Source organism: Pseudaminobacter soli (ex Li et al. 2025), from assembly GCF_029892515.1.
Classification (GTDB): Bacteria; Pseudomonadota; Alphaproteobacteria; order Rhizobiales; family Rhizobiaceae; genus Pseudaminobacter; species Pseudaminobacter soli_A.
Window position 1 is genome coordinate 417,003 of record NZ_JARXVF010000002.1, and the last position, 20,765, is coordinate 437,767.

The 20,765-nt window shown below is 62.6% G+C and carries 18 protein-coding genes; 8 read left to right on the top strand and 10 right to left on the bottom strand.

Features of this window, described 5'->3' with window-relative positions; genetic code table 11:
* Positions 1-28: 28 nt before the first annotated feature.
* Positions 29-973, top strand: a complete 945-nt coding sequence (locus M2281_RS12800; protein ID WP_280821530.1) for an isoaspartyl peptidase/L-asparaginase family protein — start codon at positions 29-31, stop codon at positions 971-973.
* A gap of 68 nt (positions 974-1,041) precedes the next feature.
* On the opposite strand, the gene M2281_RS12805 is transcribed toward M2281_RS12800, so the two are convergent.
* Complete coding sequence (locus M2281_RS12805) at positions 1,042-2,103, bottom strand: ornithine cyclodeaminase (RefSeq protein WP_280821531.1); 1,062 nt, start codon at positions 2,101-2,103, stop codon at positions 1,042-1,044.
* A 1-nt stretch (position 2,104) separates the two neighbouring features.
* Positions 2,105-3,025 (bottom strand): arginase, encoded by a 921-nt coding sequence (rocF, locus tag M2281_RS12810; protein WP_280821532.1) that lies wholly within the window; start codon positions 3,023-3,025, stop codon positions 2,105-2,107.
* A 135-nt stretch (positions 3,026-3,160) separates the two neighbouring features.
* Here rocF and M2281_RS12815 point away from each other — a divergent pair, with 135 nt between their 5' ends.
* Together M2281_RS12815 and M2281_RS12820 are read left to right on the top strand one after the other, a co-directional pair.
* Entirely contained in the window at positions 3,161-3,598 is a 438-nt protein-coding gene (locus M2281_RS12815; RefSeq protein WP_280821533.1) for an Lrp/AsnC family transcriptional regulator, read from the top strand.
* 253 nt (positions 3,599-3,851) lie between these two features.
* Entirely contained in the window at positions 3,852-4,697 is an 846-nt protein-coding gene (locus M2281_RS12820) for a transporter substrate-binding domain-containing protein (RefSeq protein WP_280821534.1), read from the top strand.
* Between the two features lie 98 nt (positions 4,698-4,795).
* Here the strand turns inward: M2281_RS12820 and M2281_RS12825 are convergent, their stop codons facing one another.
* Genes M2281_RS12825 through M2281_RS12835 form a run of 3 tightly spaced genes read right to left on the bottom strand, consistent with a single transcriptional unit; the run spans position 4,796 to position 7,264 of the window.
* The gene (locus M2281_RS12825; protein WP_280821535.1) at positions 4,796-5,689 is read right to left on the bottom strand and encodes a polysaccharide deacetylase family protein; all 894 of its coding nucleotides are present in this window, start codon (positions 5,687-5,689) and stop codon (positions 4,796-4,798) included.
* A 10-nt stretch (positions 5,690-5,699) separates the two neighbouring features.
* Complete coding sequence (locus M2281_RS12830) at positions 5,700-6,464, bottom strand: SDR family NAD(P)-dependent oxidoreductase (RefSeq protein WP_280821536.1); 765 nt, start codon at positions 6,462-6,464, stop codon at positions 5,700-5,702.
* A 2-nt stretch (positions 6,465-6,466) separates the two neighbouring features.
* Entirely contained in the window at positions 6,467-7,264 is a 798-nt protein-coding gene (locus tag M2281_RS12835; protein WP_280821537.1) for an IclR family transcriptional regulator, read from the bottom strand.
* A 78-nt stretch (positions 7,265-7,342) separates the two neighbouring features.
* On the opposite strand from M2281_RS12835, the gene M2281_RS12840 reads away from it, so the two are divergent.
* The 4 genes from M2281_RS12840 to M2281_RS12855 all read left to right on the top strand — a co-directional run bounded on the left by M2281_RS12840 (position 7,343) and on the right by M2281_RS12855 (position 10,514).
* The gene (locus M2281_RS12840) at positions 7,343-8,092 is read left to right on the top strand and encodes an SDR family NAD(P)-dependent oxidoreductase (protein ID WP_280821538.1); all 750 of its coding nucleotides are present in this window, start codon (positions 7,343-7,345) and stop codon (positions 8,090-8,092) included.
* 195 nt (positions 8,093-8,287) lie between these two features.
* Entirely contained in the window at positions 8,288-9,007 is a 720-nt protein-coding gene (locus M2281_RS12845; protein ID WP_280821539.1) for an ABC transporter permease, read from the top strand.
* A complete protein-coding gene (locus M2281_RS12850; RefSeq protein WP_280821540.1) occupies positions 9,007-9,729 on the top strand; it encodes an ABC transporter permease in 723 nt (240 codons plus the stop codon). The genes M2281_RS12845 and M2281_RS12850 overlap by 1 nt, the downstream gene beginning before the upstream one ends.
* Positions 9,729-10,514, top strand: coding sequence for an ABC transporter ATP-binding protein (locus tag M2281_RS12855; RefSeq protein WP_280821541.1), 786 nt, complete (start codon positions 9,729-9,731; stop codon positions 10,512-10,514). Before M2281_RS12850 ends, M2281_RS12855 begins: the two co-directional genes overlap by 1 nt.
* A gap of 151 nt (positions 10,515-10,665) precedes the next feature.
* Here the strand turns inward: M2281_RS12855 and M2281_RS12860 are convergent, their stop codons facing one another.
* Entirely contained in the window at positions 10,666-10,962 is a 297-nt protein-coding gene (locus M2281_RS12860) for a GlsB/YeaQ/YmgE family stress response membrane protein (RefSeq protein ID WP_280821542.1), read from the bottom strand.
* Positions 10,963-11,140: 178 nt separating this feature from the next.
* A complete protein-coding gene (locus tag M2281_RS12865; RefSeq protein ID WP_280821543.1) occupies positions 11,141-11,794 on the bottom strand; it encodes a Crp/Fnr family transcriptional regulator in 654 nt (217 codons plus the stop codon).
* Positions 11,795-12,048: 254 nt separating this feature from the next.
* Here M2281_RS12865 and petA point away from each other — a divergent pair, with 254 nt between their 5' ends.
* Positions 12,049-12,696, top strand: coding sequence for a ubiquinol-cytochrome c reductase iron-sulfur subunit (gene petA, locus M2281_RS12870; protein WP_280821544.1), 648 nt, complete (start codon positions 12,049-12,051; stop codon positions 12,694-12,696).
* 16 nt (positions 12,697-12,712) lie between these two features.
* Here petA and M2281_RS12875 read toward each other — a convergent pair whose 3' ends face one another.
* From M2281_RS12875 to M2281_RS12885, 3 genes are all read right to left on the bottom strand, one after another.
* The gene (locus M2281_RS12875; protein WP_280821545.1) at positions 12,713-14,179 is read right to left on the bottom strand and encodes an efflux transporter outer membrane subunit; all 1,467 of its coding nucleotides are present in this window, start codon (positions 14,177-14,179) and stop codon (positions 12,713-12,715) included.
* A 187-nt stretch (positions 14,180-14,366) separates the two neighbouring features.
* Positions 14,367-17,645 carry an efflux RND transporter permease subunit gene (locus M2281_RS12880; protein ID WP_280821546.1) on the bottom strand — a complete coding sequence of 1,093 codons (3,279 nt, stop codon included), beginning with the start codon at positions 17,643-17,645 and terminating at the stop codon, positions 14,367-14,369.
* Positions 17,642-20,758 (bottom strand): MdtB/MuxB family multidrug efflux RND transporter permease subunit, encoded by a 3,117-nt coding sequence (locus tag M2281_RS12885; RefSeq protein ID WP_280821547.1) that lies wholly within the window; start codon positions 20,756-20,758, stop codon positions 17,642-17,644. Before M2281_RS12885 ends, M2281_RS12880 begins: the two co-directional genes overlap by 4 nt.
* Between the last annotated feature and the right edge of the window lie 7 nt (positions 20,759-20,765).

Below are 20,765 nucleotides of genomic sequence, written 5' to 3' on the forward strand. Positions count from 1 at the left end.
GGCCGCTCCACTTTTGAGGAATATCCAAATGGGACCTGTTGCACTGGCGATCCATGGCGGCTGCGGCGTCATGGCCAAGCTCGACCTGAGCGAAGAGGAATGGGCGGCCGCCCGCGTCGATCTGCGCCGCTCGCTCGAAGCCGGCTGGGCCATTCTGTCGGCTGGTGGGAGCGCGCTCGATGCGGTCCAGGCGGCGGTGATCGTCATGGAGGATTCGCCGCACTTCAACGCCGGCTATGGTGCCGCCCTCAATGCGGCCGGCTATCATGAGCTCGACGCCTCGATCATGGACGGTCAAACGCAAACCGGTGGCGCGGTTGCCGGGTCCCGGCATATCCGCAACCCGATCCGCGCGGCGCGTCTGGTCATGGAGCGCGGCGAGGCAGTGCTTCTGGCAGGTCATGCCGCCGACGACTATGCGAAGGCTGGCGGCCTCGAGGTTGTGCCGAACAGCCATTTCACGACCGAGCGCCGGGTGAACGCACTCGCCGCCATGAAGGAACATGAAAAGCAGGGCACCGCGGCCAAGGCCAGCGAGTCCGAAAAGCACGGCACGGTCGGCGCAGTTGCACTAGATGCAGCCGGCCACCTTGCGGCTGCTACCTCGACCGGTGGCTACAACAACAAGCCAGAAGGCCGCGTCGGCGATTCACCGATCATCGGCGCCGGCACCTATGCGCGCGACGGCGTCTGCGCAGTCTCGGGCACCGGCAAGGGCGAGTTCTTCATCTTGCATGCGGTGGGCCATGAAGTGGCGTCGCGCGTTGCCTATCTCGGCGAGAGCCTTGAGCAGGCATCGTCGAAGATCATCATCGACGAGTTCCAGCCGCGCAGCATCGGCGCCGGGCTGGTGGCCGTCGACGCCAAGGGCAACATCGCGGCGCCCTACAACACCGACGGCATGTTCCGCGGCTGGGTGACGCCCGAGGGCAAGTTCTTCGTGGGAACCCACGACCAGGTTTTTGCCCTGTAATTGGGCCTTCACTACGGTAGCTCGGGCCCCGCGGCGGCGCATCTGGCGATGCGCCGTCGCTTTTATTATCAGGCGACCTCGGCCTGCTTGGCGGCGTGCCGCAGCAGCATGCCGAACAGGTCGCGCGGCTCGTCGGGATCGGCCAGAAGGTCGAGCTTTTCGTAGAGGCCGGTCGACTGAAGGCGGTCGCGCACATAGCGCAGCGCCGAAAAATCCTCGGTGGCAAAGCCGACCGAGTCGAACAGCGTGATCTGGGCAGGATCGCGCCGCCCTTCCACCTCGCCGGTCATCACCTGCCAAAGCTCGATCACCGGATGATCTGCATCTAGCTGCTGGATCTCGCCCTCGATGCGGGTCTGCGGCGGATATTCCACGAAAATGTCGGAACGCAGCAGGATGTCGCGATGCAGCTCGGTCTTGCCCGGGCAGTCGCCGCCCACTGCGTTGATGTGCACGCCGTTGCCGACCATGTTGTCGGTGAGGATCGTGGCATACTGCTTGTCGGCGGTGACGGTGGTGATGATCTGCGCACCCTCGACGGCCTCCTGAGCCGAATGACAGATGGCGATGTCAAATCCTTTGCCGGCAAGGTTGCTTGCGCATTTCCGACTTGCCGAGGCATCGATGTCGAACAGGCGCAGCCTGTTGACGCCGAGCAGGGCCTTGAAGGCAATTGCCTGGAACTCCGACTGCGCGCCATTGCCGATGATGGCCATCGTGTCGGCGTTCTTGGGCGCCAGATATTTGGCCGCGACGGCGGAAGTAGCTGCGGTGCGCAGCGCCGTCAGGATCGTCATTTCTGTAAGCAGCATCGGATAGCCGTTGCCGACATCGGCGAGCACGCCGAAGGCGGTGACCGTCTGGCGGCCGTCGCGCGTGTTGCTCGGGTGGCCGTTGACATATTTGAAGCCGTAGAGCTGGCCGTCGCTGGTCGGCATCAGTTCGATGACGCCTTCCCGGCTGTGCGAGGCGACGCGCGGCGTCTTGTCGAAGACCGGCCAGCGCTTGAAATCCTCCTCGATATAGCCGGCAAGCTCCACCAGGAAGCGCTCCACGCCGATACGCAGCACCAGCGTCATCATGTTGTCGACGCTGACGAAGGGGACGATGTTGAGGGCGGGGTTGGTCATGTCAGTAGCTCCGGGTGGGGCGGTCCATGATACGGCGCCCCATCAGGCTTGCCGTCAGATCGACCATGAGGGTTGCCGTGCGTCCGCGTTCGTCGAGGAAGGGGTTCAGCTCAACCAGGTCGAGGCTGGTCACCAGCCCACTGTCGTGCAGCATCTCCATCACCAGATGCGCCTCGCGGAAGGTGGCGCCGCCGGGCACAGTGGTGCCGACCGCCGGCGCGATGGAAGGGTCGAGAAAATCGACATCGAGGCTGACATGGAGCATGCCGTTTTCTGCGGCGACGCGCGCGAGGAAATCGCGCAGCAGCGGCGCGATGCCGTGCTCGTCGATCGCGCGCATATCATACATCAAGACGCCCGCGTCCTTCAGCGCAATGCGCTCGGCGGGATCGACGCTGCGGATGCCCAGCGTGCAAATGCGTTTGGGATCGACCGCGGAGGTTACCTGCGGAAGATATCCTTCGAAGCCCGGCAGGCCGGCAACATATGCGAGCGGAACGCCGTGCAGGTTGCCGCTGGTCGTGGTGTCGAGCGTGTGGAAGTCCGTATGCGCATCGAGCCACAGGACGAACAGCGGCCGGCCGATCTCGGCCGCGCGACGGGCGACGCCCGAAACGGTGCCGGCCGAAATGCTGTGGTCCCCGCCAAGGAAGATCGGCATTGCGTCGGTGCTGGCCTGGTAGGCCGCATCAGCGAGCGCTCCCGTCCAGGCCGCAATCTCGGGCAGGGCCTTCAGCGCCGGGTTGCGATGGCTCGCTGGCCGGGCGGCTTCGCGCGTCACTGCGCCGAGATCCTCGACCGTGTGGCCGAGCTCGGTGAGAGCTTCGACGAGGCCCGCCACACGCAGCGCGCTGGGCCCCATTTCACAACCTTTGCGTCCGGTTCCGTCTTGAACCGGCGCGCCCAAAATCCTGCAATGCATATTGGTCCGTCCGTGGAATGAATTTCGCCGGCATTCTAAGCCGATTGCGGTGGCGGAATGAACGGATTGAATTGGCAAACCTATCGATCTGTATTATCAAATTGGTATATTGCTCTTGCCAATATGAGAACTGGAATGGACGAGCTCGACGAAAGCCTGATCAAGCTGCTGCGTCACGACGGGCGTCGGAGCATCTCCGACCTGGCCTCGGACCTTGGCGTTTCGCGCGCCACCGCGCGCGCCAGGCTGGAGAAGCTGGAGCGCTCCGGTGACATTCTCGGCTACACGGTGATCCTGCGTGCCGACGCAGTCGACCAGCCGGTGCGCGGCATCATGATGATCGAAATTGCGGGCCACGTCACCGACAGGGTCGTGCAGGTCCTGGGCGGCTTTTCGGAAATCTCGGCCATCCACACCACCAACGGCCGGTGGGACCTCATTGTCGAATTCGGCACCACCACCTTGACCGATCTCGATGCGGTGCTGCGCCGCATCCGCCTCATTCCCGGGGTGACCAACAGCGAAACCAGCCTGCTCCTGGCCACGCCGCGCAGCACCAAGGCCAAGCTTTAGCCTCAGCATTCTGCTCCAAAGGTCCTGTCGTCGCGACTTCGAGGGAAGGTCTCTCGAAGGGGCGCGAACTCGCGTCTGTGGAAGGGTGAAGTCGTTAGCCGTTCATGGATGGGTGTTCATGGACATGAACGACATTCTCCTGAAAGAACAGAGAAAGAGTCGTAACCTATATGACAGGCGGGTTCTTGGCGCTGTCTTGTCTCGCCATTGTGTCAATCTATCGGGCCTCGTGAAGGCAATTGGAGGAATTGTAATGATCAGCAGACGTTCGCTCATGGCGCTTGTGTCTGTGCTGGCCTTGGGCGTGCCGGCAGCCGGGATCGCCCATGCTAAGGAATGGAAGACGGTCACCGTCGGCGTCGAAGGCGCTTTCCCGCCCTTCAATGCAACGACGCCGAGCGGCGAGCTCGAAGGCTTCGACCTGGATGTGGCCAAGGAAGTCTGCAAGCGCGCCGAGCTCGACTGCAAGATCGTGGCGCAGGACTGGGACAGCCAGATTCCCTCGCTCGTCGCCGGCAAGTTCGATGTCGTGCTGACCATGGGCCCGAACCCGAAGCGCCGTGAAGTGATCGACTTCACCGATCCCTATGCGATCACCCCGAACACCTTCCTGGTGAGCGCCGACGGCCCGCTGGCGGAACTGCCGCATACCGGTGAGCATCTTTCGATCGACACCGAGGAAGGCAAGCAGGCCCTCAAGGACCTGAAGGACGTGCTGAAGGGCTCGACGCTCGGCGCCTCGCTGTCCACCAGCCAGCTTCAGTTCGTTGAGGAGAACTTCAAGGACGTGGCCACGGTGCGCAGCTACAAGGGTTCCGAGCAGAGCCAGCTCGACCTCAAGGGCGGCCGCCTCGATGGCCAATTCGACAATGTCGTCTTCGTCGTCGATCGCGCCAAGAAGAGCGGCGGCGCGCTGAAGGTCAGCGGCCCGCTGCTCACCGGCGGCATCATGGCCACCAATGTGTGCATGGGTATCCGCAAGAACGAGCCAGAGCTGCAGGCCATCCTGAACAAGGCCATCGACTCAATGCGCGACGACGGCACGCTGAAGCAGATGTCCGAAAAGTGGTTCGGCGCTGACGTCAGCCCGCGCACCTGATTACAGGCATAACCTGAAATAGAAAACGGCCGCCAATCCGGCGGCCGTTTTCATTTGCGGTCAGTGCTTGGGAGGATGCTAGACCGCTGCTTGCGGTACTAGACCGCGTGTTGCTTGGCGTGGCGCACCACGTCGGCATGGGTGGCGAACCACACGCCGGGATGGCTGCGGATGTGGCGGATGAGTTCTTCCAGCAGCCAAATGCGCGAGCGGTGCCCGATGATGTCGGGATGCATGGTGAGCTGGAAAAGGCCGCCCTCGGCATAGGCCGCGTCGAACTCGCGCATGAATATGCCGAGGATGTCGGCCGGCGCGATCTGCGGACGCAGGCCGCCCCAGCGGTCCATGATCAGATAGGCCGCGTCATCGCGGATCCACTCCACTGGGAGCTCGACCACGCCGGTCGGTTCGCCGTCCATCAAAAGCTCATAGCAATCGACATCTGCCATCAGCGAGGAGTCGTAGAGCAGGCCCATATCCTTGGTGATCTGCAGCGTGTGTGCGCTGAAATCCCAGGAAGGAGTGCGGATGCCGACCGGCCGGACACCGACGATCTCCTCGAGCTTGTCGGCCGCGCGCAACTGCAACTCGCGCTCGGTTGCGCCGTCGAGCAGCGTATTGCGCTCGTGGATCCAGCCATGCAGCGCGATCTCGTTTCCGGCGGCTGCCAGGCCGCGCTGCTCGTCGGGATAGAGCATCGCCGAGACAGCCGGTACGAAGAAGCTCGCCCTGATGTCGTAGCGTTCGAGAAGCGCACGGATGCGCGGAATGCCCTGGCGCGGGCCGAACTGGCCCTGCGACAGCGCACTGACCGACTTGCCGCCGTCGCGCAGCTCGAAGGATTCGTGGTCGCTGTCGAAGGACAGCGCCACCGCGCAGCGCGCGCCATCTGCCCAGGAGGCAGGCTTCAGGCTGCGGCCGGCGCGCACGTGGTTGAGCACGCCGCGCCAGCGTTCTTCGGGCCAGTTCCAAGTGTCGAGTACTTTATCCATTGCAATTCTCTCAGGAGGTCGGGCCGCCATTGACCGACAGGGTCTGCCCCGTGATCCAGCTGGCGAACGGGGAGGCGAGGAAGAGCACGGCATTGGCGATGTCTTCCGGCTCACCGATCCGGCGCAGTGGGATCTCGTCGATCATCGCCTGCTGGCCGGCGCCGCCATAGGAAGCCCACTGCCGCTCATAGTCAGGACTGGTACGCAGGAAGCCGGGCGCGACCGCGTTCACATTGATGCCGAAGGGCCCGAGCTCATGTGCGAGCTGGCGCGTCAGGCCAATCTGCGCGGCCTTGGCGCTGGCATAGGCCTGGATGCCGGTGAGGCTGACGCCGAGGCCGGCACCGCTGGAGATCATGACGATCTTGCCTTGCTTGCGCTGCTTCATCGAAGGCGCCAGCGCGCGCGCCACCAGGAAGGCGCCCTTGGTATTCACGTCATAGATGCGGTCCCATTCGGCGCCCGTCACCTCTTCAAGCGGCTTGCGCTTCTGGCCCAGAACGCCGCCTGCGACGTGGACATAGACGTCGAAGTGCCGTCCCTTTTCGGCTTGCGCTTCCACGCAGCGGCGAATGTCGTTCTCGTCGGTGACGTCGAGGCGGTCCGTCTCGATTCGGTCGCCGCTTTGCGTCCGCAGCGCCTGCAGTTCGGTCTCGAGGACGTCCGTTGCCAGCACACTCGCGCCCGCATCCGCAAATGCCATGGCGATGGCATTGCCGATGCCGCGTGCAGCGCCGGCGACGAGCACATTCTTCCCGTTGAATTGAATTTCCATGCTTATGTTTCGCTTGTGTTGGAGCCTTTGAAACCAAGGCGGTAGCTGAGTTCGGCCGCGTTGCGGATAGCGGCCTGGGAGAGCCTGTCTTTGCAGGCGTCGAAACGCGGGGAGACAGTGGCGATGTTGAGGGCAGCTATGACTTCGCCCGAGCTATCGCGCACCGGCGCGGCAACGCCGGACCCGCCGAGAATGGCCTCCTGGTCACTGACGCCGAAGCCGCTGCGGCGCGTTTCCTCAAAGATCTTGCGCAGCTGCAACCTATCGATGACCGTGTAATCGGTGATCTTCACCAGCCTTTCGCGCGCCAGATAAGCATCGACGCGATGCGACGCCCAGGAGGCGAGCAGCACGCGGCCCATGGCGGTGCAATAGGCGGGGTCGGTGCCGCAGAGGTCAGAATCGAACCGCACTGCCTGCCGGCTGACGCTCTTGGACAAGATCCTCACCCGGCCGTCGCGGCGGCGCGTTCCGAGAAACACCGTCTCTCCTTCCAGGTCGCGCAGCGCATCCATGATCGGCTGGGCAGTGGCGATCAGCTGCGCGTCGCGGCCGCTGGCCCAGCCGGGCCCGTTCCGGAACGCATCGTGGATCTTGTAGCTCTCAGGCTCGACCCGCACGACATAGGCGCGTGAGATCAGCGTGGCCAGAAGATTGAAAGTGCTGCTTTTGGGGTAGCCGAGTTCGGAGACGATGGCGCGCAGCGTCATCGGCTCTTCTGCACGTGACAGAAGCTCCAAAAGCTCCAGCACACGCACCGCCGATTTGACTTCAGAACTGTCCCGTTCGTTCATATACATGAACCATATTCTGATTGATGAATAACGATGAATTTCTAACATGAAGCCGTCAAGGAAATAAAGGAGTTTTGAGACGTCATGCCCAACGTTCGGAAAGTCGCGGTTGTCACTGGTGCGGCACGCGGCATAGGCCGGGCCTGCGCGCTGGATCTTGCCCGCGCGGGATATGATCTGGCGCTGGTCGATCTTCTCGAACCGGAACTCGCCCGGACCAGCGACGAGGCTCGTGCGCTCGGCTCCGAGGTCAAGTTCTACATCGCCGACGTTTCGAGCTATGCGCGGACGCAGGAGATCGCCAAGGACGTTGCGGCGCATTTCGGCCGCGTCGACTTCCTGCTCAACAATGCCGGCCGCTCGGCGCCGACGGGCATCCTGGAAATCTCGGAAGAAGAGTTCGACCGCGCGATCGCGATCAATCTGAAGAGCTGCTTCAACTACATCCAGAATTTCGCGCCTATCATGCTGGAGCAGGGCGGTGGCCGCATCGTGTCGATGTCCTCGCTCAATGCGCTTTCGGGCGGCGTCACCGCGGCTGTCAGCAAGTTCGCCTATGCCGCCGCCAAGGCGGGCATCCTCGGCATGACGCGCTCGCTCGCCAAGGAATTCGGCTCGAAGATCCACATCAATGCGATCTGCCCGGGCGTCATCAAGACCGAGATCGATACCAACGTCACCGAGCGCGAGCCGGAAGTGATCAAGGGCATCGCGCTCAGCCGGCTGGGCTGCGCCGACGACGTGGCAAAGCTCGTGACCTTCCTGGCAACGTCGGAGCCCTGCTTCATGACCGGCCAGACGTTCACGGTCGATGGCTTCCAGTTCAACGTCTAGACTGGATTTCATCTGTCGCCCGGCTCCGGTCGGGCGACGTCCTTGAGGGAGGGGAAAGACGTGACGGATCGAGACCCAAATGCCGCAGCCTGATGCCTAAAAGCCGCACCAAAGCTGCCATAGGAGATCGTTTCGCTGCGATGCAGACGACTATGGCGCCTCTCAAGTCGAGATCAACCACAGACCGCCAGCCTCATGAACGAACCTGGATTTCTTGACATCATCAGTTTCGGCCCGACGGGCTGGGGCGCAGCACTTCTGGCCGGGGCGCTGATGACCCTTGCCGTCGCTGTGACCGGCTTTTTCGTCGGCGGCGTCATCGGCGTATTCGTGGCCTGGGCCAAGATTGCCGGCGGCCGCGTGCTGCGGGTATTGGCCGATGGCTACACCACCGTCCTACGCGGCATTCCCGAGCTGCTCGTCATCTATCTCTTCTATTTCGGCGGCAGCGCGCTGGTCACGGCCATTGGCAAATATTTCGGAGCCGAAGGGTTCATCGGACTGCCGGGGTTCCTTGCTGGCTCATTGGCGGTCGGCGTTACTTCGGGCGCTTTCCACACCGAGGTTTTTCGCGGCGCGTTCAGGGCGGTGAGCAAGGGCGAGCTGGAAGCGGCGGTCGCTTGCGGCATGTCGCCGTGGCTCAGATTCCGGCGCATCATCGCGCCGCTGACGCTGCGCCATGCGCTGCCTGGCTTGGGCAATGTCTGGCAGGTGGTGCTGAAAGAGTCCGCGCTGGTGTCGGTCACTGGCGTCGTCGAGCTTCTGCGCCAGGCCCAGATCGGTTCCGGATCGACTGGTCTGCCCTTCGACTTCTTTCTTATCGCGGGCGCGCTCTATCTCGCGATCTCGACCTTCTCCGGCTTCGTGCTGAGACTTGGCGAGCGGCGGCTCTCGCGTGGCGTCAGGAGGGGCTGATGGACTGGAATTTTCTTTCCGAGACCTTCCTCAAGCTGGTCGGCGCCATACCGCTCACACTCGAGCTCGGCGCATTGTCGATGGTTCTTGGCAGCGTGCTTGCCACCTGCCTTGCTTTCATGCGCCTGTCGGGCATCCGGTCAGTGGACGGCCTGGCGCGGCTTTACATCTTCGTTTTTCGCGGCACGCCGCTGCTGGTCCAGATCTTCCTGATCTATTACGGCCTCGGCCAGTTCCCCGCCATCCGCCACAGCTTCGTTTGGCCCTTCCTGCGCGAGCCATATTGGTGCGCAATTCTGGCGCTGACGCTGAACACCGGCGCCTATGTGGCCGAGATCATTCGCGGCGGACTAATGGCGGTCCCGAACGGGCAGATCGAGGCAGCACGCGCTTGCGGCATGTCGCCTTTGCTGAGGTTCCGCCGCATCGTCATGCCGCTAGCCATCCGCCAGGCGCTACCGGCCTATGGCAACGAGATCATTGCTACCGTAAAGGCAACCTCGCTCGCCTCGATCATCACTCTGATGGATGTTACCGGCGTTGCTGCGACCATCATCGCCGAGACCTACCGGACCGTCGAAGTGTTCGTCGTGGCTGGCGCCATCTATCTGGCGATCAATTTCCTGCTCACCAGACTGGTCATGCTGGCCGAATACTGGCTGACGCCGCATCTGCGCCAGCCACCTGAACGCTTGCTCGTTTCCGCAAAGGGAGAAGCCTAATGAACGCCGTCCAGGACGCATCCGTGGCGCTCCGCGTCGACGATCTGCGCAAGAGCTTCGGCAGCTTCGAGGTGCTGAAGGGCGTCTCGCTCACGGCGCGTGAGGGCGAGGTCATTTCGATCCTGGGTTCTTCCGGGTCGGGCAAGTCGACGCTCCTGCGCTGCATCAACCTGTTGGAGGTGCCCGATTCAGGCTCCGTGACGGTTTCGGGCGAAACGATCCGCATGGAGAAGGCGAAAGGCGTGAACCGGCCGGCCGACCGACATCAGGTGGAACGCATCCGCGCCGAGCTCGGCATGGTTTTTCAGGGCTTCAATCTCTGGTCCCACATGACGATCCTCGAAAATATCATCGAGGCGCCGGTCCATGTGCAGAAGCGGCCGCGCAAGGAGTGCATCGACGAGGCCGAAGCGCTGCTGGAGAAGGTGGGTATCGCCAACAAGCGCAACCATTATCCCTCGCACCTGTCGGGCGGACAGCAGCAGCGCGCGGCTATAGCAAGGGCATTGGCGATGCGGCCGAAGGTCATGCTCTTCGACGAGCCGACCTCAGCACTCGATCCGGAACTAGTCGGCGAGGTGCTGCGCGTCATGCGCTCGCTGGCGGATGAGGGCCGCACGATGCTCGTCGTCACCCATGAAATGGGATTTGCCCGCGATGTCTCCAACCGGGTGATCTTCCTGCATCAGGGACGGATCGAGGAAGACGGCGCACCGCAGGACGTGTTCGCCAACTCGAAGTCGGAGCGTTTCCGGCAGTTCATCAGCCGCGAAGCGGCGGCTTGACGGCAATTGGCGCGCCCGACGGATCGGGCGCGCGCTGATGTTCTTGATTTAGACGGTCGCAAAGTCGCGATCCGCTTTATGACTGCCCGCCGGCCCTCAATATCTCAGCCTGCCGCGGTCTCCCGCGGTTATGCGTCAGGCTGCGGTCTGGTCAGGAGTGCTTGCCCCAGTGCTCGCGCTGCCAAGAGCCCGCATCGTGGACGATCCTGCCGATCACCAGCAGCACGATCGAGCCGATGATGGCATTGATGGCGACGGTCGTGAGACCTGCGCCAATATGGACGCCCAGCAGCGGAAGCAGCCAGAAGCCGAGGAAGGCACCGACGATTCCGATGATCAGGTCACCGACCATTCCGAACCTGGCACCTTGCACTATCTGATCGGCCAGCCACCCTAATACGAGACCGACCACCAATATGGTCACAAGACTTTCGATCGACATAGACATCTTCATGCCTCCGAAATTTGGAGGAAGGGAGCACTTCAGACGCCAGAACCGAACCCAACGTCAGAAGCTGATCCATTCCTGCGCCCGGATGCTACGCCCGCGGCAGGATGGGGACTGTGCAAAATTATACAGCGTTAGGAAAATTTGCCGATTTCCGTCCACTTATCGGCGCGGCATTTCAGCGCTTGCCCTTGGACTGGTCGTGCATGATGACGTTCAGGAGCGAACTGTGGACTTCGATGCTGCCATTGTAGTCGATGAAGCCCAACCGGCGAAACTTGTTCATGAAATAACTGACACGTGAGCGGGTCGTGCCGATCATCTCGGCCAGCGTTTCCTGGCTGATCCGCGCAATGGTCGGTTCGGATGTATCGTCCTTGCCGAAATGCGCCAAGAGCAGAAGCAGGCGCGCAAGCCTCTTTTCGCTCGAGTTGAACAACTGGTCGATAAGGTCGGATTCGACGCGGGTCATCCGCTCGATGAGATGGGCGATGAACATTTCCGAAAAGGCGGGCTCGTAGCGGATGAGGCGAAGAACGGCCGCCTTTTCCAGCCCCACGATCACCGTCTCCATCATGGCGATGACCGTTTCCATGCGCTGCACCTGCCCGGCAAGGCAGGCCTCGCCGAAGAATTCGCCGCTGTCGAGAATGGCCACGACGGCTTCCTTGCCCTGCTCGGAAACGACAGTGACTTTTACCCCGCCGCTTTCGATGTAGTAAATCGCGTCGGCGGCGTCGCCTTGCGAGAAGATGACCTGGCCCTTGCGGTAATGGCCGACCCAACGACCCTCGCTCACTTTGGCGAGGAAGGATTTCGGATCGAATGACACGTGATGCTGCTCGCTTTATGCGGCCTCCACACCAATTCCGGAAGGGTACACTATAATATCGCGAGCCGGTTGCAGGCGCCCGACACGATTGCGTGCGATGCCGTGTGATCGCGGCTGAGCGAAGATGGCGCTTGCGGGACCGCAATAGCGTTGAGGCGGCGGAACTGGGCTCGGGGCGGGACGTTACATTGGAGGCCTACCGAGGAAGGGCGGGGTGATTGGCGCGTTGATCCCAGATCGGAGCGTCGAAGAACATGTCCACCGTAAACTTTGTTTCAGGCCGACCGGTGCCTTCGCCTACGGGCGACCGGCGAGATTTTCTCTACATTGCAACAGCTTGCTTCGCGGTCGTCGGGACCGGGGCCGTTCTCTGGCCGCTGATCGACAATATGCGACCAGACGCCAGTACGCTCGCCAGCGGCGGCCCGGTGGACATCGATATTTCAAGGCTTGGTGAGGGTCAGCAGGTCACCGTACGCTGGCGTGGCAAGCCGGTCTTCATCATCAATCGTCCCGATGCGGCTCTGCAGGCTTTGAAGAACCCCCAACTGATAGGACACCTTTCGGACCCGGATTCGGAAGTGTTGCAGCAGCCGCCCTATGCGAAGAACTGGGCGCGTGCGAGCAATCCGCGCTTTGCGGTGCTGGTAGGCGTCTGTACACATCTGGGCTGTATCCCGCAGTTCCAGCCGGCACCCGATCCCAGCCGGGATTGGCCGGGCGGATTGTTCTGCCCGTGCCATGGTTCGAAGTACGATCTGGCTGGCCGCGTCTTCAAGAACGTCCCGGCCCCATACAACCTGCCAGTGCCGCCGTACCGCTTCATCAGCGATACAATGCTCCGGATCGGCGAGAACCCGCCCGGCGAATCCTTCGATTTCAGCTCGATCGAGCAAGTATGAAGGTAGGACGATGCCTTTACGGCGTCGGCGCAGGCGTCTCATGCAGCGGCCAGAGCCAACCGCCGCCCAGCGCCTGGAAAAGGCTCGTCGCGGCCAGCATGCGGCTCAGCCGGACTTGCACCAGATTGGTTTCGGCGGTGAACAGGGTCTGCTCGGTCTGCAGCACGGTGATCAAGTTGACCGTGCCGCCGGCCAGTTGCAACTCTGCGATCTCGAAGGCCTTGCGGGAGTTCGTCACGACGTCGTTCTGCAGCTTTAGCTGGATGGTCGTCTGTTCGAGCGCGATGAGCGCCTGTTCGACGTCGGAGAAGCCTGATAGCACGGCCTTGCGATAGGCCTGCAAATCTTGCAGCTGCACGCCTCGGGCCTGCATCAGCTGGTTCTTCAGCAGGCCGCCGTCGAAGATCGGCTGCGTCAGGCTCGCCACCATCGTGTAGTACCAGGCGCCCGGCGTGAACAGGCGCGAAAGCTGCTGGCTCTGAAAGCCCGTCGTGCCGGTAAGCTGTATTTGCGGCAAGAAAGCCGCCCGCGCGGATTCGACACTGAAGTTCGAGGATTCGAGCTGGGCTTCCGCCTGGCGGATATCGGGACGCTGAAGCAGGAGCTCGGAAGGCAGGCCGGGCGTCACGCGGGGCACCGTCACCTGCGACAGGCTACGACCCTTGACGTTAAAGTCGGCGGGCGCCCGCGCCACCAGCACGGCGAGCGCGGAAACGTTCTGCTTCAGCGTCACTTCCAGCGGCGGGATGGAGGCCCTTACCGTGGCGACAACCGCCGCCTGCTGCGAGACGTCGAGCTGCGAGGCCGTTCCGGCTGCGAACTGCTTGTTGACGAGGTCAAGGATGTGGTTTGCGGCTGCCAGGTTCTTGCGTGCGACAGCCAGCTGATCCTGCGCGGCGAGAATCTGGAAATAGGTGTTGGCGACCGCGACGATGCTGCTGACCGTGACGACTTCGCGATTGTAGCGGCTGGCGATGGCGCTCTTTTCGGCGGCAAAGAGCGTGGCGTGGTTCTTGCCCCAGAAGTCGACAATGTAGCTCGCCGAGAGTCCCACATTGTACAGCGAAAACGTCGTGGCTGGCGTCGTCCGCGTTGCCGAAATACGCTCCCTTTCAGCGAATCCGCTTCCGGTGAGGGACGGAAAAAGCGCCGCGCCGGTGATGCCGATCTGTGCGTCTGCCTGGACGATCTGGGCCGTGGCGACCGCAATATCCAGGTTCGACTTTTGCGCCTCCTGGATAAGCTGCGTTAGCTCTTCCGAGCGAAAGCCGCGCCACCAATCGAGCGACGGAACGGCTGCTTCCGGCTTGTTCTTGCCGCCGCGGTAGGCGGAGGGGATCTCGAGCGCGGCTTCAGGATGTTCCGAGTGCAGGATGCAGCCGGACATGGCCAGGCTCATCGCGCACACGGCCAGGACGCGGCGGAATTGCCGATTGCGTCTCGTTAGTTGGGGAACAATCGACTTGAAAGCGACGCAACGCATCCGATGTCCAGCCAGGGATTCGACAACCCATACACCCCAGCACGCCGCGAAACTCGCGGTCGTCCATGGAGCTTCAGTCTCGACTCGAACGCGTCAACTCACACTAAGACGGAAAACATAGCTTGGAAGAAAAAGGTCTGCCAACGACGCAAGAGTAAAAGCCGGCAGTTATCCTCTGACATCTTGGTCATTCACCCGGCTGGGGCCTAGACTGTTGCGCCGAAGGCACGCGCACCCCCCGAATCCAGAAGCGGAACCGGTCGATGTAGATGTAGACGACGGGCGTGGTGTAGAGGGTCAGCATCTGGCTGAAGATCAGGCCGCCCACGATCGCAATGCCGAGCGGCTGACGCAGTTCGCTGCCTTCGCCGAAGCCGATCGCCAACGGGATGGCGCCGAAGAGTGCCGCCACCGTCGTCATCATGATCGGGCGGAAGCGCAGCAGACAGGCTTGGTAGATGGCGTCGTGTGCCGACTTGTTTTCATTGCGCTCGGCGTCGAGCGCAAAGTCGATCATCATGATGGCGTTCTTCTTCACGATGCCGATCAACAGGATCACGCCGATCAATGCCATCACGCTGAACTCGATATTGAAGAGCGATAGTGCCAGCAATGCACCGACGCCTGCAGAGGGCAGCGTGGACAGGATGGTCAGCGGGTGGGCGTAGCTCTCATAGAGGATGCCAAGCACCACATAGACCGCGAGCAGTGCGGCGAGGATAAGCAGCGGCTGGTTGGCGAGCGATTCCTGGAAGACGCGGGCCGTTCCCTGGTAGCTGCCGTGTATCGACGACGGCATGCCGATGCGGGCCTTGGCCGCGTCTATGGCCGCAACCGCATCGCTCAGCGCGACGCCGGGAGCCAGGTTGAAAGAGATCGTGGTTGCCACGAACAGGCCCTGATGATTGACGGCGAGCGGCGTGCTGCCTGGCCCGTATTTCGCCACCGATGACAGCGGCACCATGGTTTCGACATGGGTGCTCACGGCGGACCCAGTCGAGGCGACCGTCTTGCCTGTCGCTCCGATCGAGTTGGTTGCCTGGTTGCGCGCTGCGTCGGCGGCAATTGCGGCCGCGCTGTTGGATCGGCTGGGCGACGCGAAGGTGCCAGCGACCGCATTGGTCGCCTGCGAGCCGCCGACCGAGCCGCCCGCGGTGCTGACGAAGACCTGCTTCAGCGTCTCGGGGTTCTCCCAGTATTCCGGGGCCACCTCCATGACGACATGATACTGGTTGCGCGCCACATAGATGGTCGAGACCTGGCGCTGCCCGAAAGCGTCATAGAGGGTGTTGTCGATCTGGCTGACGGTGATGCCGAGGCGGGCGGCCGTATCGCGGTCGATCTCGACATTGGCCTCGAGACCCTTGTTCTGCTGGTCGCTGTTGACGTCGGTCAGTTTCGGCTCGGCCTGCAGCGCCGCCGTAAGCTTCGGCGCCCATTCCAGCAGGTCCGCGAAAGTGTCGCCCTGCAACGTGTACTGGTATTGCGCATTGGACTGGCGGCCACCGACGCGGATGTCCTGAACGGCCTGCAGGATGAGGGTGGCGCCCGGTACGACCGCAAGTTCACGCCGCAAGCGGCCGATCACCTGGTCTGCTGAAATCTTGCGTTCGGCCAGCGGTTTCAGCGCGACGAACATGAAACCGGAATTGGTCTGTCCGCCGCCAGTGAAGCCCACCGCCGTATCGACCGCCGGGTCGTTCTTCACGATGTCGACAAACTGAGCGAGCTTCTGTTGCATGAGCTGGAACGAGATGGCCTGGTCGGCCTGGATGGAGCCGACGAGCCGCCCGGTATCCTGCTGTGGGAAGAAGCCTTTGGGTACGGTTACATAGAGATAGCAGCTGAGACCGATTGTGGTCAGCAGCACCGTGAGGATCAGGCGGGGCCGGTCCAACGCCCATCCAAGCGATCTGCGATAGCCTTCCAGCATGCCGTCGAAGATGCGCTCGCTGAACCGATAGATCAGGCCATGCTTGCGGTCGCGCTCGCTTCTCAGGAGGATCGAACACATCATCGGGGTGGTGGTGAGCGATATCACGAGTGAAACGAGGATCGCGGTGGAAAGCGTCACCGCGAACTCGCGGAACAGACGCCCGATCAGGCCTCCCATCAGCAGGATTGGGATGAACACGGCAATCAGCGAGATGCTCATGGACAGCACCGTGAAGCCGACCTCCTGCGACCCCTTGATGGCGGCGGCCTTGGGAGACATTCCAGCCGATATGTGCCGGGAGATGTTTTCGAGCACGACGATGGCATCGTCGACAACGAAGCCTGTGGCGACCGTCAGCGCCATGAGCGACAGGTTATCGAGGCTGTAGCCCAGTAGATACATGACCCCCAAAGTGCCCACCAGCGACACGGGAACCGCCACGATGGGAATGAGCGTCGCGCGCGGTTCGCGCAGGAAGGCAAAGACCACAAGGATCACGAGCCCGATGGCGATCATCAGGGTTTGCTCGACCTCCTTCAGAGAGGCGCGGATGGTCGTCGAGCGGTCGACTGCGAGCGCAAGGTCGATGGCCGGCGAGATAGATGCCCGCAAGGTGGGCATCAAAGCCTTCACCCTGTCGACCGTAGCGATGATGTTTGCGTTCGGCGAGCGGTAGACGATGATCAGCACTGCCGGCTTGCCGTTGGCAAGGCCGGCGTTGCGGATGTTCTCGACAGAATCGGAAACCTCGCCGACGTCCGAAAGCCTTACCGGCGCGCCGTTGCGATAGGCCACGATCAGAGAGCGGTAGGCATCGGCCTGGTTTGCCTGGTCGTTTGCATAGATTTGGAAGCGTTGGGTTCCCGCATCGATGGCGCCCTTGGGGCTGTGGGCGTTGGCTGAACCAAGCGCTGCCCGGATATCCTCCAGTCCAATGCCGTATTTGTAGAGCGCCTGCGGATTAAGCTCGACGCGCACGGCAGGCAGCGAACTGCCGCTGACGATGACCTCGCCTATGCCGTCGACCTGCGACAGCTTTTGCGCCAGCACGGTGCTGGCGGCGTCGTAGATCTGGCCTCTGGTCAGCGTGTCCGAGGTGAGCGAAAGCACGAGGATGGGCGCGTCGGCCGGATTGACCTTCTTGTAGGTCGGGTTCTGCCGCAGGCTGCTCGGAAGGTCCGCGCGGGCTGCATTGATTGCGGCCTGCACATCGCGTGCGGCGCCGTCGATGTCGCGGTCGAGCCCGAATTGGAGGGTGATCCGGGTGTTGCCCACCGTGCTGGCCGACGTCATCTCGTTGACGTCGGCGATTTCCCCCAGATGCCGTTCCAGAGGGCTTGCCACGGTCGTCGCGACGATCTCCGGACTGGCGCCCGGTAGTGTTGCCTGCACCGAAATGACCGGAAAATCGACCTGGGGCAGTGGCGCTACTGGCAGCAGCGGAAAGGCCACCATCCCGGTCATCAGCAGGCCGAAGGTCAGAAGCGTGGTGGCGACTGGACGCCGGATGAACGGGGCCGAAAGGTTCATGGCGCTGCATCCGCGCTGCGCCCTTCGGGATAGTCAGGTTCGGCGCCCTGCAGGCGGGCCGAAAGGCGGTCGAACCAGAGATAGATCACCGGCGTGGTGAACAGCGTCAAAAGCTGGCTCAGCAGGAGGCCGCCGACGATGGTGACGCCCAGCGGGTGGCGCAGCTCGGAGCCAACGCCAGTGCCCAGCATTAGCGGCAGCGCGCCGAGAATTGCCGCCAGCGTCGTCATCAGGATCGGGCGGAAGCGCAGCAGGCAGGCCTGGTAGATTGCCTCTCGCGGCGACTTGCCTTCGTTGCGTTGCGCATCGAGCGCGAAGTCGATCATCATGATCGCGTTCTTCTTGACGATGCCGATCAGGAGGATGATGCCGATGATCGAGATGATGGTCAGGTCTTCGCCCGCGATCATCAGGGCCAGCAGGGCGCCGATGCCGGCGGAGGGCAGGGTCGACAGAATGGTGATCGGGTGGATGAAGCTCTCATAGAGCACGCCCAGAACGATGTAGACCGTCACGATTGCCGCAAGCACCAGGAACAGCTGATTGCTGAGCGAGGCCTGGAACGCGCGCGCGGCGCCCTGGAAGGTCGTGATCATGCTGAGCGGCATGTCGATATCGGCCTGGGCCCGGTTGATTGCGGCGACTGCCTCGCCCAGCGACACGCCCGGCGCCAGGTTGAATGACACCGTTGTAGCCGGGAACTGCCCCATATGGGTGATTTGCAGCGGCGCCGTCTGGACATGGGTCTTGGCCACGACCGAAAGCTGGATAGGCGCGCCGCCTGTCGCGGTCGGCAGGTAGATCGACGACAGCGAGCTAAGCGACTGCTGCAGTGACGGATCAGCCTCCAGGATGACGCGGTACTGGTTGGAAGTGCTGAATATCGTCGAGACGATGCGCTGCCCGAAGGCGTCGTAGAGGGCGTTGTCTACGGTGGCGGGGGTGACGCCGAAACGCGCGGCCTGGTCGCGATCGATGTCGACAAAGACCGCCAGTCCGCTCTGCGCGAGGTCGCTGGTCACGTCGGCCAGTTGCGGCAGGCTTCTCAGCTTGTCGATCAGCTTCGGAGTCCATTCCGCGAGTTCGTCGGCGTTCGCGTCCTGAAGCACGAATTGATACTGCGTCCGGCTGACCGTGCCGTCGATCGACAGGTCCTGCACCGGCTGCATGTAAAGCGTGATCCCCGCAAGCGAGGCCGTGCTTTCCTTTAGCCGATTGATGATGGTGGTGATGTCGGCGGTGCGCTCTTCATGCGACTTCAGATTGATCAGGATGCGGCCGACATTCGGCGTCGTGTTGGTGCCGTCGACACCGATGAAGGACGACAGGCTTTCGACGTCCGGGTCCTTGAGGATCGCCGCCGCCACTTCCTGCTGGCGCTCTGCCATCGAGGCGTAGGAGACCGACTGGGGGGCCTCGGTGATCGCCTGGATGACGCCGGTGTCCTGTACCGGGAAAAAGCCCTTAGGGATCACGACATAGAGCACGCCGGTGAGGATCAGGGTGCTCACCGCAACCATCAGCATGAATGTCTGCCGGTCGAGCACCCAGGTCAGCGCGCGGCCATAGCCGCGGATCACCCATTCGAAGAAGTCGTGGCTGGCGCGCTGGAAGATGTTCTCATGGACGTCCGATATCGGCTTCAGCAGCTTGGCGCAGGCCATGGGCACCAGCGTCAGCGAAACCACGGCCGAGATGAGGATGGTGGCTGAGAGAGTGATGGCGAATTCGCGGAACAGCCGGCCGACCACGTCGCCCATGAACAGAAGCGGGATCAGAACCGCGATCAGCGACACCGTCAGCGATATGATGGTGAAGCCGATCTGTTCGGAACCGATCAGCGCCGCTTCTTTTGGCGAATAGCCTTCTTCGATGTAGCGCGAGATGTTCTCGATCACCACGATGGCGTCGTCGACCACGAAGCCCGTGGCGATGGTCAGCGCCATCAGCGAGAGATTGTCGAGGCTGAAGCCGAACAGATACATGATGCCCAGCGTGCCGACCAGCGAGAGCGGCACCGAAAGGCTCGGGATCAGCGTCGCGCGAGCGCTGCGCAGGAAGACGAAGATCACCAGCACGACCAGGATGATGGCGAGCGTCAGCTCATATTCGACGTCCCGCACCGAGGCGCGGATGGTGGTCGTGCGGTCGGTTAGCAGATGCACCTCGACAGCACTGGGCAAGGAGGCCTGAAGCTGCGGCAGCAGCGCCTTGATGCGGTCCACCACCTGGATGACGTTTGCGCCGGGCTCGCGCTGGATGTTGAGGATAACTGCCGGCGTGGTGTTCATCCAGGCGGCCAGCTTGTTGTTTTCGGTGCCGTCGATGACCGTGGCTACGTCGGTCAACCGCACGGGCGCCCCGTTCTTGTAGGCGACGATGAGCGGTTCGTATTCCTGGGCACTCTTCAGCTGGTCGTTGGCGTTGACCGTGTAAGCCCGCGAGGGGCCGTCGAAATTGCCCTTGGGCGCGTTGATGTTCGCGTTCCCGAGTGTCGTGCGCAGGTCGTCGATGTTGAGGCCATAGGCGGCGAGCTTGCGCGGATCGGCCTGGATGCGGACTGCCGGCCGCTGGCCGCCGCTCAGGCTTACGAGGCCGACGCCCGGAAGCTGCGAGATCTTCTGCGCCAGCCGCGTGTAGGCAAGCTCCTGCACGTCGCGCAGCGGCATGGTCTTCGAGGTCAGCCCCAGCGTCAACACCGGCGCGTCGGCCGGGTTGACCTTGGCATAGATCGGCGGCGCGGGCAGGTCGGCCGGCAGCAAGTTGCCGGCAGCGTTGATCGCGGCCTGCACCTCTTGTTCGGCGACGTCGAGCGAGATCGCGAGATTGAACTGGAGCGTGATGACCGACGCCCCGGCCGAGCTTACCGAGTTCATCTGGTTCAGGTTGGGGATCTGCCCCAGCTGAACTTCCAGCGGCGCGGTGACCGACGAGGTCATCACGTCAGGGCTGGCGCCGGGATAGAAGGTCTGGACCTGGATGGTCGGATAGTCGACCTGGGGAAGTGCGGAGACCGGCAGGAACAGGAAGGCCAGCATGCCGGACAGCATGATGGCGATCATCAAGAGCGTTGTCGCTACCGGCCGGAGGATGAAAGGGCGCGACGGGCTCATTGCGGTT

Bases quoted from the DNA above. Each gene is read 5' to 3' on its own strand.
- M2281_RS12820 (WP_280821534.1), top strand. From the start codon at position 3,852: ATGATCAGCAGACGTTCGCTCATGGCGCTTGTGTCTGTGCTGGCCTTG.
- M2281_RS12835 (WP_280821537.1), bottom strand. From the start codon at position 7,264: ATGTATATGAACGAACGGGACAGTTCTGAAGTCAAATCGGCGGTGCGT.
- M2281_RS12845 (WP_280821539.1), top strand. From the start codon at position 8,288: ATGAACGAACCTGGATTTCTTGACATCATCAGTTTCGGCCCGACGGGC.
- rocF (WP_280821532.1), bottom strand. From the start codon at position 3,025: ATGCATTGCAGGATTTTGGGCGCGCCGGTTCAAGACGGAACCGGACGC.
- M2281_RS12815 (WP_280821533.1), top strand. From the start codon at position 3,161: ATGGACGAGCTCGACGAAAGCCTGATCAAGCTGCTGCGTCACGACGGG.
- petA (WP_280821544.1), top strand. From the start codon at position 12,049: ATGTCCACCGTAAACTTTGTTTCAGGCCGACCGGTGCCTTCGCCTACG.
- M2281_RS12875 (WP_280821545.1), bottom strand. From the start codon at position 14,179: ATGCGTTGCGTCGCTTTCAAGTCGATTGTTCCCCAACTAACGAGACGC.
- M2281_RS12805 (WP_280821531.1), bottom strand. From the start codon at position 2,103: ATGACCAACCCCGCCCTCAACATCGTCCCCTTCGTCAGCGTCGACAAC.
- M2281_RS12850 (WP_280821540.1), top strand. From the start codon at position 9,007: ATGGACTGGAATTTTCTTTCCGAGACCTTCCTCAAGCTGGTCGGCGCC.
- M2281_RS12800 (WP_280821530.1), top strand. From the start codon at position 29: ATGGGACCTGTTGCACTGGCGATCCATGGCGGCTGCGGCGTCATGGCC.
- M2281_RS12840 (WP_280821538.1), top strand. From the start codon at position 7,343: ATGCCCAACGTTCGGAAAGTCGCGGTTGTCACTGGTGCGGCACGCGGC.
- M2281_RS12855 (WP_280821541.1), top strand. From the start codon at position 9,729: ATGAACGCCGTCCAGGACGCATCCGTGGCGCTCCGCGTCGACGATCTG.
- M2281_RS12825 (WP_280821535.1), bottom strand. From the start codon at position 5,689: ATGGATAAAGTACTCGACACTTGGAACTGGCCCGAAGAACGCTGGCGC.
- M2281_RS12860 (WP_280821542.1), bottom strand. From the start codon at position 10,962: ATGTCTATGTCGATCGAAAGTCTTGTGACCATATTGGTGGTCGGTCTC.
- M2281_RS12885 (WP_280821547.1), bottom strand. From the start codon at position 20,758: ATGAGCCCGTCGCGCCCTTTCATCCTCCGGCCGGTAGCGACAACGCTC.
- M2281_RS12880 (WP_280821546.1), bottom strand. From the start codon at position 17,645: ATGAACCTTTCGGCCCCGTTCATCCGGCGTCCAGTCGCCACCACGCTT.
- M2281_RS12830 (WP_280821536.1), bottom strand. From the start codon at position 6,464: ATGGAAATTCAATTCAACGGGAAGAATGTGCTCGTCGCCGGCGCTGCA.